This is a genomic window from Rhodococcus sp. IEGM 1307 (genome assembly GCF_030056915.1).
Taxonomy (GTDB): Bacteria; Actinomycetota; Actinomycetes; order Mycobacteriales; family Mycobacteriaceae; genus Rhodococcus_F; species Rhodococcus_F opacus_D.
The window spans coordinates 1-10,373 of sequence record NZ_JASHKW010000051.1; the positions used below are offsets into that span (position 1 = coordinate 1).

Genomic DNA, 10,373 nt, shown 5'->3' on the forward strand with positions numbered 1-10,373 from the left:
AGCCCTGCAGGAGGCCATCCACGGTCTCGCCGGGCACATGATCAACTTCTGACCCACCCCTTCGACGAGACGCCCGCACAGTCATTGTGCGGGCGTCTCGTCGTTGCGGACAAAGTCATCGTCGTCGTTGTACTATACCAAGCAATCGCTTGCTTAAATGTCGCTTCGCAAGCCGTGCCCCCGTGGTGAGCTCAGCACGAGAGATGAACAGGACGATCATGCCCGCACCGATTCCGATGAAGCTTCCCGCCCCGACTTCCGAAGCGTGGGAGTGGCAACTACAGGCTCAGTGCCGCGGAGTGGATGCCGCGCTCTTCTTCCACCCGGAAAACGAACGGGGCCGCGAGCGTTCAGCACGGGCGAAGGCAGCGAAACAGGTCTGCGAACGATGCCCGGTCCAAGTTCGGTGCAGGACGCACGCCATCGAGGCCGGAGAGCACTATGGCACGTGGGGTGGATTGTCGGAGGATGATCGTAAGGGGTACCGCCGCAGATCTGCGTTTAGGCACGAAAGCCACGTCAGTCCGCTCATCGCGGGCTGACGTGGCCCCGTGCGCTCAAACGGATGTTCGGGTGCTGCGAATCCAGCTCACGAGCGCCTCGGTCGAGGAATCCACGTAGTCTGCAGGGTCTTCAGCCGCGGTCAATGCCGGCTGAAGCGCAAGGGCTTGAGTTTTCCCGAGTTCGACCCCCCACTGGTCGAACGAATTGATCCCCCACACGCACCCCTCGACGAAAACTTGGTGCTCATACAGTGCGATCAGTTGGCCGAGAACGGACGGTGTCAACGTCGGCGCGAGTATCGTCGTGCTGGGCCGGTTTCCCGGCATTACCTTGTGGGCGATAACATCACGCAACGTTCCCTCGGCCTCGATCTCCTCGGCGGTGCGCCCGAAGGCCAAGACTTGCGATTGGGCGAGAAGATTGCTCAGTAGAATCTCGTGCATGGTCGCAGAACTGCCGATGGCAGGTAGATCCACTGCAGGACGGGCAAATCCAATCAAGTCTGCCGGCACAAGTGTGGTGCCCTGATGCAGCAATTGGTGAAAGGCGTGCTGTCCATTCGTCCCCGGCTCTCCCCATAGGATTGCCCCAGTAGGTACCAGCACCGGCTCACCGTCCAACTGAACAGATTTGCCGTTCGACTCCATAGCCAGCTGCTGCAGGTATGCCGGGAGCCTCGCCAGGTCTTGTGCATAGGGAAGAATTGCGCGGGTTTGTGCACCAAAGAAGCTCGCGTACCACACGTTCAACAACCCCAGCACCATAGGGGCGTTCTGCTCAATCGGCGCCGTCTGGAAATGCGTGTCCATCAGATGGAAGCCTGCGAGGAACTCGGCGAATCGTTCCTTCCCGATCGCGGCCATCACCGCCAAGCCGATCGATGAACAGACGGAGTATCGGCCACCGACCCACTCCCAGAATCCGAACATGTTCACGGGATCAATTCCGAACGCGGCTACTTCTTCCGTGTTCGTCGACACCGCGACGAAATGCTGCGCCACCGCCTGTTCGCCGAGCGATTCGGTCAGCCATCGACGCGCGCAAGCGGCGTTCGAGAGCGTCTCCAGCGTCGTAAAAGTCTTCGACGCAACGACAAATAGAGTACGTGCCGGATCCAGACCGTGTAGCGCTGCTGTCAAGTCGGCAGGGTCGACGTTCGAGACGAAGCGCACATCCAACGATTCGGTGCTGTAAGTCCGAAGGGCACGGTGAACCATGGCGGGCCCCAGGTCGGATCCACCGATTCCAATATTGACCAGCGCGGTGATGCGCTCACCGGTTGCACCGCGCCAACTACCCGAGCGCAGACGGTCGGTGAAGTCCCCCATTCGACCGAGGACATCGTGCACGTCATTCGTGATGTTCTGCCCGTCTATCGAGAGTTCATCCTCGGGTGGGCGTCTCAGCGCGGTGTGGAGTACTGCACGGTCCTCGGTCGAGTTGATGTGCCCGCCGGCGAACATTTCGTCGCGGCGTTCTTCGAGTGCGGCAGCCCGGCCGAGAGCCATGAGCAGCTCGAGCGTATCCCGTGTCACGAGATTCTTGCTGTAGTCGATATAGAGATCACCCGCGGTGAGAGTCAGCTCGTTGCCGCGGGCCGGATCTTCGGCGAAGAGTTCCCGTAGATGACGCGAGGACATCTCTTTGTGTTCAATCGATAGGTCCGTCCATGCCGCATTGATCGCGCTTCTGTACATCGAGAGGTCCTTTGCCAGTCCTGTGAGGTGAGAGCCTGTTTCTGTCACAACGCGACCTTCTGCACTGCGTGTCCCCCGAACTGTTGACGAAGGGCAGACACCGCCTTCATGGCGGGCGAGTCGAGCTGACGCGAGGAGAACCGTGCAAAGAGTGCAGCCGTGATCACCGGAGCCGGAACCGAATGACCGATTGCTTCTTCGACTGTCCACCGCCCCTCACCCGAATCGTCCACGTAGCCGGAGATCTCGCTGAGCGCGGGATCCGCGCCGAGCGCTTCGACCAGAAGATCGAGCAACCATGAGCGCACGACCGTGCCTGCAGTCCATGCTCGAAGAACGCCCTGCACGTCGGTCACGAGGTGTTCGGCACACAGCAGTTCGTACCCCTCCGCGTAGGCTTGCATGAGACCGTACTCGACACCGTTGTGGACCATTTTTGCGAAGTGGCCGGCACCCACCGGTCCGGCGTGCACGAAGCACTTCGTTGGGTCTCCCTCGGGCAGTAACGATTCGAACAGCGGCATGGCTCGCGCCACGTCCTCCGATTCGCCTCCGACCATCAACGCGTAGCCAAGTTCCTTCCCCCGGATACCGCCCGACACCCCACAATCGATGTAGCCGATTCCTCGCGCCGCAAGTCGCTTCGCGTGTGCCTGGTCATCAGTAAATCGCGAGTTTCCGCCGTCGATGACGAGGTCACCGGGATCGAGTAAATTCCCAAGTGTGTGCACGGTGTCCTGCGTGGCCCGGCCGTGCGGAACCATGACCCAGACGATCCGGGGGGCCTCCAAACGCGATACCAGGTCCGCAAGGGAATCGACGTCACTGGAGCCTATGCGCGGATCGTAACCGACGATGTCGTGGCCACGGCTCCGCATCCTTTCTCGCATGTTATGGCCCATCTTCCCGAGTCCTACTAATCCCATTCTCAAGTTTGTGGTCCTTTTCGTCGTCTAGTGCGGGACTTCGGTTGGCCTAAGTCATTGGCGTGATGTGCGATTGACCCCGAGGACACCGGCGTTAGTCGCAACCTGGCCTGAATGGATCGGTGTACCGTCGCAGTCGAGTCCGCGGAGTGGAGGCAAAGTCGTCGGGGCGCTGTTTCACACCGTCCCGGTGGGGACTCGATCACCCGTACCGGAAAATTCCGGCGTCAGGCCGCAGTCTGCCTTCTGGCGAGACGAGACCGAACGACGGTCCGGATGCCTTGTATCTGCTGAGGCGAGAGGCGTCGACCCCTGGAGCCCTCGACCAGTTTCGCAAGCCGTCTGAAGTAGGCGCTCGCCGGCAGGCCGAACTCGACAAATATGTCGCTGTCTTCGCCACCACCGTATGGGTACCACTGCTTGGCGAACTCGAGCATTGCGTCATCGTCGCTATACATCATTGCGTCACCTCTCTATCTGGAGTGCGGCTGCCGGTTCAGCGCCAGCTCGAGTGAGGCGTCGGATCTGTACATTCCAACTGCCTTCACGATCCCTGAGGGGCAGTGATTGCTGCATTTCCGTCTATGTCAACTCGAACACGGGAACAGCTCCGAACCCCGCGACGTCTTCGAACCGAACCTCTACCGGAGCGTCGATTGCTACGCGGGCGGTGACGCCCTCACCCAGAATCGCACTGAAAACTCTGAGGTTTCTCTGTTCCGGAAGAATAATCCAGCCAACGACGTAGGGCGTAATGTCCTGGTAGCCTGGTACGAAACTTCGGTGGACCACCGTGAACGTGTCTATGCGTCCTCGTCCGCTGACTTCGTCGAAGAAGAGATTCGTTCCGCGGCATCGAGTGCATTCAGGCTCGGGATGGTGGATGAAGGTTCCGCACGTACGGCACCGCTGGATCAGTAGTCGGCCCTCGTTGCATCCTTCCCAGAACGGACGCGCAAGGTCGCTAGGTTCCGGTGCTGTTCGGGTCCACATGACGCTATTCTCTCAAGCAAGCGCTTGGTCTACAAGGGGAGCAGATGACAAGACAAGCATTCGCCGGAGCGACAGCGGTGAGCGGGATAGGCATGACCGAGATATCCCGCCGCAGTGGCGTCAGCCCCCTCCAACTGGCACTGGCGGCGAGTCGCTCCGCCATTCAGGATGCAGGCCTCGCCAACTCCGATATCGATGGCGTCCTGTCCTACCACATGGCCGACTCTGCACCGGTGAACACGGTGGCCGAGCATCTCGGCTTGTCGCCCGAGACCTGGACGAATGAGATCTATGGCGGCGGGACGCAATCTGCGTCGATCCTCGGTGATGCCGCAATGTTGATCCACTCGGGCACAGCAACAAACGTGCTCGTATTCCGAGCTTTGAACGGCCGATCCGGAAAACGGATGGGCCAGGCAGCGATTCGGGTGGCCGGCGGAGAAACGCAGTTCACCATCCCATTCGGTATGGCGGGGCCGGTCAATCTGTTTGCAATGGCAGCCGCCCGCTGGATGTACGACACTGGCGCCACCGAGGAGGATCTCGCCTCGGTGGTCTGCCAATCGAGGCAGTTGGCCGCATCGAACCCGCGCGCGCTGCTTCATGCCCCCATCACTTGTGACGACTATCGTGCCAGTCCGTTCGTGTCGACCCCCTTGCGCCGAGCGGACTGCTGTCAGGAGACCGACGCCGGTGCGGCACTGATTGTCAGCAGGGCGGATATCGCCGACGCCGTGAGCCCGAACAGTCCCCGTATCGCCGCTGTGGTGCGGGGCGGGGGCGGGGGCTCGTCGAGCATGGACAAGGCCGTTGATCTGTCAGCCATCTTTTCCCGCTACGTGGCCCACAAGTTGTGGAAAGTGTCCGGCCTTCGCCCCATCGACGTCGACGTGGCGATGCTCTACGACGCGTACTCCCCCATCGTGCTTCAGCAACTCGAAGACTTCGGCTTCTGTGGCGTCGGGGGGAGCGGGGAATTTGTGCGCTCGGGCGACGCCCTCCCGAGCGGCGCCCTTCCGGTCAATCCTCACGGTGGATTGCTGTCGGAAGGGTACATACACGGCCTCAACAATGTGTTGGAGGCCGTGCGACAGCTTCGGGGAACTGCGCCGTCTCAACAGGTCGAATCCCCGCATGTCGCGTTGTGCACAGGCTTCGGAGGAAGCTACGGAAGCGCCACCATTCTCGAAAGTCCCTAGCCGGCGCAACACCGGAGTTGACCGAGCCCCCAACACAAATTCACGAGTAAGAAACTCGCCCGTCGGCGAGGACACAACGGCCATCGACAGAAGCGGAGTACTCGAGGCCCGCGGCAGAGTCTCCCACTGGTGGCTGCACCGTGGCCACGGCAAGGGTGCTCCCAGGGAACACGGGTGCGGCAAATCGCGCCTCGATCCTCCTGAGCTCCCACGGCTTCGCCCCCAGCGGCTCAGCGAGGGACTTCGCCACCACGCCAAGCGTGCACAGACCGTGAAGAATGGGACGCGCGAAGCCGGCAGCCTGCGCCGCGGCCGGATCGACGTGGATCAGGTGGCGATCGCCAGTGAGCCGGTAGAGGACGGCCTGCTCCGGCGACAGCTCAATGGTTCGCGATTCGTGCTCCACCGCCCGGCCGACGCCCTCCGGCTTTGCCTTCACCCGTGGCGTGGACGGCGAGAAGCCGCCCTGACCAGGCAGGATAATGGAGTAGGTGGCGGAGAAATAGTCACTGTCGCACACTATGTCCAGGATCGCGGATCGTCCCGTGTCGCGGACCGCTTCGACATGGCCGGTGACTTCGAATTCGCTGGTGGGCGGGAGGGATCCGCGCATCGTCAGGGACTGAGACCCGTGCAGAGCTTGTGCCGGCACGAAGGCGCCGGCCGCCGATGCCGCATCGGCGACCCACAGTCCCAGCGTGAGCGCGAACGTCGGCAAGACCTTCAGGTCACGCTCGAAGATCAGGGGCAACTCATCTGCGCGAGCACCGACCGCGAGCGCGTACAAGATCGCGTCCTCTTCGCAGTACCGCACCACCCTGGTGCCCAGCTTGTATCCGACCCAATCCGTCATCTGCATGACGTGAGCGTATAGCATTTGAGCAAGCGCTTGGGTTACGCTAGCGAAGTCACGGTCGCACAGAGGCAAACCCAAGCGATCGCTTGGTACTACTGACAGGAGTTGGCATGGCAAAGCTGCGGGCAGGCCTCGGATATGAACTCGAGGTGCGTGGGCGGACCAAAGAGGTCGAGCAGCAGGCGTTCGAGAATCTCATCGAGCAGGTCACCCTCGCCGATGGGCTCGGTTACAGCACGGCCTGGATGGTCGAGCACCATTTCACTCGCGGGTTCTCGCACTCCTCGGCTCCCGATATCGTTTTGAGCGCACTTGCACGGGTCACCAAACAGATTCGGCTCGGGCTCGGCGTCGTACTCCTCCCGTTCTCGCACCCGATTCGCACCGCCGAGCGTGTAGCGACCATGGACATCATCTCGGGAGGACGCATCGAGTTCGGCACCGGCCGGGGAGCGTCCCCGCTCGAGTACCAAGCCTTTCAGCGTCCCTTCGAGCAGTCCCGCACGCTATGGGAGGAAAACCTCGACACCGTGCTCGGGATTTGGGAGGCCGACGGCGAACCTTACAGCGCAGAACACGAGTACTGGAGCGTCCCCGACGTTGGGGTCTACCCGCGCCCCTTGCAGGAACCGCACCCGCCTGTCTGGGTCGCATCGACCAGCCTCGACGGATACCTACAGGCTGCACGGCGAGGCTACAACCTCCTCGGCATGACCATGCTCAAGGGCATCGACGATGTCGCCGAGGACATCGCGAAGTACAAGGCCGAGCTGGCCCGCCACGGTTTCGACCCTGAGACACGCAAGATCGCACTGATGATCCCGTGGCACGTCGCGCCAACGACGGATGAGGCGCATGCCAATGCCGCCGATGCGGTGATGTGGTACATCCGTCGCCAGGTCAATCTGGTTGCGCCGCCTGACTATTACGACGCACGGCACGCGAGCCACCGCGTCCTCGGAGCACTCGCCGCCGGCCAGTCCCAGGACGAAGCCATCGAGACGCTCCGCGACAACCTGATGATCGTGATCGACGATGTCGATGGGTCCCGTAAGGCTGTGCAGCGGCTCGAGGAAGCCGGCGTCACCGACTTGATCGGGCAGTTCCAGGTCGGCGGTCTCGACAACGAGCATGTCCTGAGCTCGATCAAGCTGTTCGCTTCCGATGTTGTGGAGATTCGATGACACACACACAATCCATCGAGACTCGTCCCGAGCCGATCAGCAGAAGTAACCTCTCCGCGGCAGGAATTACCGCGGCGAAGGCCAAGGGGCTCTTGCACGTCGACTCAACTGCTACTGCCGCGTTCCCACTCTCGGCAGAGGATCGCGCGGCTGCGGTCGCGTTGACGGCAAAAACCCTCACCGACGCAGGCGTCAAAGCCACCGATCGGGTTGTCGTCTCGCTCAACAATGACGGTGAGCTCGGGGGAACCTTGGTCGCAGAGGCGGCCGCGGAAGTGGCGGCGGCAGCGGCGAGCATCGGGCCTCGCGGACGAATGCGGCTGCTGCGCACAGTCGAGAACATGCGCGCTAATGTTCTGGTGGGAACGGCCACCGGTGTGGCGGATTTTCTCGCACGACTCCACCTCGAATTCCTGGTCGAGCCCTTGGACCTGGAACTCCGACTGATCCTCCTTACCGGTGAGATCGCTGACCCGAAGAAGATCGAGCACTTGGGGCGTGAATTCGGCGCCCAAACCGTCGAGTTGTTCACCGACCCTCTCAGCGGGATCCCGATCGCACACAAAACTCAGAGCGCCACTGCGCTCACCCCGACACACGGAGACTTACTCGAACTCGCCACACCCCCGGAAACGTCTGCACACGGTGAACTCGCAGAGATCGTAGTGAGGTACCCGTGGCACTCGAGCCTCGCGCACATCGGAGTGCGTACCGGGTATCTGAGCAGCAGGGACGGTGAATCCCTCACCATGCCTACGCACACCCATGGTGACCTTCTCCTCATCCGCGGCCGGTGGATCTCCTTCTCCGCCCTCACGAAGGCACTTCGAGGCATCGACGGCATCGCACACTGGGAACTACGCGTAGCACGGCAGGGAACGCTGGACTCGGCGACGATCTTCGTCTCCTTCAACCGCGAAAGTCTTCTGAAGAACGGCATGTGGCACGCACGGATCGAGCAAGCCATCAGCGCAATGACCCCAATATCCATCCAGGTCGAAATCGATCCTCACGTACGCGAGGATTCCGCGCCGCCATCGATTCGGGACGAGCGCGGGCACCACCTATAAATCCAACAACTCTCGGAGGTCGAAATGAGCGCGACATCACCATTGCAACACGTCACGGGTCTTCCCGAGGTCGATGCCGCTGCGATGCGATCGGTACTCGGTCACTTCGCTACCGGTGTCATCGCGATCACTGCTCTGGATCCGGAATCCGGAGAAGGCGCCGGATTGGCAGCCAACTCCTTCACCTCAGTTTCTCTGGATCCGCCTCTGGTGGCGTTCTGCGTCGCCCACACAAGCAGTTCATGGCCGGCCATCAAGCGGGCTGACACCTTCGTGATCAACATTCTCGCCGAAGATCAGGAACACGTCGGTCGCCAGCTCTCGGTCAAGGGCGGTGACAAGTTCGCAGGGTTGGCCTGGCGGCCCTCTCCATCGGGGGCACCGGTCGTCGAGAACGCTGTCGCCTGGATCGAGGCTCGTGTCGAAGCCGAACATGTCGCGGGTGACCACGTGATCGTGGTGTCGCGGGTTCAGCATCTCTATGCCGACGGACGGTCGCCCCTCCTATTTCACCGGGGCAAGTACGGACGACTGCACATCGCCGACTGAGTCCGTACTGCACGCCGCCCAGCTGGATCACCTCTCCCGTCCACGTCCCCTTCCCCTCGTTGAGTCCACGTATCCCTGCATTGTCGGAGGCACCATGAGAACACACATTTCCCCGGCCGACGGACAGCGCGACACTGCGGTTCCACATGAACGGTTCGATACCGTGCCGGCAGCTCTAGACGCCATCGCACGCGGTGAAATCGTCGTCGTCCTCGACGACGAGAACCGGGAAAACGAGGGCGATCTGGTGATGGCGGCTGAGCACGTCACAACCGAGAAGATGGCCTTCATCGTCCGACACACGTCCGGGTTTGTTTGTGTCGCGATGACCGAGGCACGTGCGGCAACGCTGGGCCTGCCACTGATGGTTCCGCCCGACGGCAACACCGAAGTCCTCGGGACCGCGTTCGGGGTATCGGTCGATGCACGTGACGGTGTCACGACAGGCATTTCCGCAGCGGACCGCGCGGTGACTACTCGTGCGCTTGCCAGCCCTCAGACTCTCCCTGACGCTCTCACCCGGCCGGGTCACGTGATGCCGCTCCTGGCCCGGCCAGGAGGCGTACTGGAGCGCCCAGGGCACACGGAGGCAACCGTTGACCTATGCCGAATGGCTGGTCTCGAGTCTCTGGGTGTCCTGTGCGAACTCGTGGACGATGATGGTGAGATGTCGCGTCGTGCATCACTCTTCGAGTTTGCACGTCGACACGATCTGAGGATCATTTGCGTGCGCGACCTCATCGAGCATCGACGGATGCGAGAGCCAATTGTCACTCGCGTTTCGGAAGCCCGAATTCCGACGGCCTACGGCGACTTCACCGGGCATGCTTTCGCAGCACACGACGGCGTGGAACACCTCGCGTTGGTCGCCGGAACTCCGCATCTTTCCGATTCTGCGGCTACGGCGGCACCGCTCGTTCGCGTACATAGCGAATGCCTGACTGGCGATATTCTCGGGTCTCTCAGGTGCGACTGCGGTCCCCAGCTCCAGGACTCTCTCGAATTGATCGCAACAGAAGGCACTGGGATCATCGTGTATCTTCGCGGCCACGAAGGACGCGGCGTGGGGTTGGGCGCGAAGTTGGCTGCATACGCGCTCCAAGAGAACGGCTACGACACAGTCGATGCGAACCTCGAATTGGGTCTGCCCGTCGACTCACGGGATTACGCTGTTGCGGCCGCCATACTCAGGGATCTCGGCGTGACACGAGCACGGTTGATCACCAACAACCCGGACAAGATCAGCGCCTTGTCAAGGTATGGCGTCGAAGTAACAGAACGTGTGACCCGACCTCCACATGTCAACCGCCACAACATCGACTACCTGCGCACCAAAGAAACTAGTGTCCTGAGTCATAAATAAGCCATCGGTTGTTAAGATTGGTCATGGCAACT

General features: G+C 61.6%; 11 protein-coding genes. 6 read left to right on the top strand and 5 right to left on the bottom strand.

What is annotated here, in order from left to right; genetic code table 11:
- The first annotated feature begins 236 nt into the window (after window positions 1-236).
- Entirely contained in the window at window positions 237-542 is a 306-nt protein-coding gene (locus QM841_RS42640) for a WhiB family transcriptional regulator (protein WP_349307469.1), read from the top strand.
- 15 nt (window positions 543-557) lie between these two features.
- Here the strand turns inward: QM841_RS42640 and pgi are convergent, their stop codons facing one another.
- The 4 genes from pgi to QM841_RS43730 form a co-directional block, all read right to left on the bottom strand.
- The gene (gene pgi, locus QM841_RS42645) at window positions 558-2,201 is read right to left on the bottom strand and encodes a glucose-6-phosphate isomerase (protein ID WP_283336770.1); all 1,644 of its coding nucleotides are present in this window, start codon (window positions 2,199-2,201) and stop codon (window positions 558-560) included.
- Between the two features lie 44 nt (window positions 2,202-2,245).
- Window positions 2,246-3,133: a phosphogluconate dehydrogenase (NAD(+)-dependent, decarboxylating) gene (gnd, locus tag QM841_RS42650; protein WP_283336763.1), complete on the bottom strand. Its 888-nt coding sequence runs from the start codon at window positions 3,131-3,133 to the stop codon at window positions 2,246-2,248.
- 221 nt (window positions 3,134-3,354) lie between these two features.
- Entirely contained in the window at window positions 3,355-3,588 is a 234-nt protein-coding gene (locus QM841_RS42655) for a DUF3263 domain-containing protein (protein WP_283336764.1), read from the bottom strand.
- A gap of 121 nt (window positions 3,589-3,709) precedes the next feature.
- Window positions 3,710-4,120 carry a Zn-ribbon domain-containing OB-fold protein gene (locus tag QM841_RS43730; RefSeq protein ID WP_477953911.1) on the bottom strand — a complete coding sequence of 137 codons (411 nt, stop codon included), beginning with the start codon at window positions 4,118-4,120 and terminating at the stop codon, window positions 3,710-3,712.
- Window positions 4,121-4,212: 92 nt separating this feature from the next.
- Between QM841_RS43730 and QM841_RS42660 the strand changes: the two genes are divergently transcribed.
- The gene (locus QM841_RS42660) at window positions 4,213-5,319 is read left to right on the top strand and encodes a thiolase C-terminal domain-containing protein (protein WP_283336765.1); all 1,107 of its coding nucleotides are present in this window, start codon (window positions 4,213-4,215) and stop codon (window positions 5,317-5,319) included.
- A gap of 40 nt (window positions 5,320-5,359) precedes the next feature.
- Here the strand turns inward: QM841_RS42660 and QM841_RS42665 are convergent, their stop codons facing one another.
- Entirely contained in the window at window positions 5,360-6,178 is an 819-nt protein-coding gene (locus QM841_RS42665) for a MaoC/PaaZ C-terminal domain-containing protein (protein WP_283336766.1), read from the bottom strand.
- Between the two features lie 107 nt (window positions 6,179-6,285).
- Here QM841_RS42665 and QM841_RS42670 point away from each other — a divergent pair, with 107 nt between their 5' ends.
- The 4 genes from QM841_RS42670 to ribB all read left to right on the top strand — a co-directional run bounded on the left by QM841_RS42670 (window position 6,286) and on the right by ribB (window position 10,341).
- Entirely contained in the window at window positions 6,286-7,359 is a 1,074-nt protein-coding gene (locus tag QM841_RS42670) for an LLM class flavin-dependent oxidoreductase (protein WP_105423863.1), read from the top strand.
- A complete protein-coding gene (locus QM841_RS42675) occupies window positions 7,356-8,429 on the top strand; it encodes a hypothetical protein (protein WP_283336767.1) in 1,074 nt (357 codons plus the stop codon). The genes QM841_RS42670 and QM841_RS42675 overlap by 4 nt, the downstream gene beginning before the upstream one ends.
- Before the next feature lie 24 nt (window positions 8,430-8,453).
- Complete coding sequence (locus QM841_RS42680) at window positions 8,454-8,978, top strand: flavin reductase family protein (protein WP_283336768.1); 525 nt, start codon at window positions 8,454-8,456, stop codon at window positions 8,976-8,978.
- A 94-nt stretch (window positions 8,979-9,072) separates the two neighbouring features.
- Entirely contained in the window at window positions 9,073-10,341 is a 1,269-nt protein-coding gene (gene ribB / locus QM841_RS42685; RefSeq protein WP_283336769.1) for a 3,4-dihydroxy-2-butanone-4-phosphate synthase, read from the top strand.
- The last annotated feature ends 32 nt before the right edge of the window (window positions 10,342-10,373 follow it).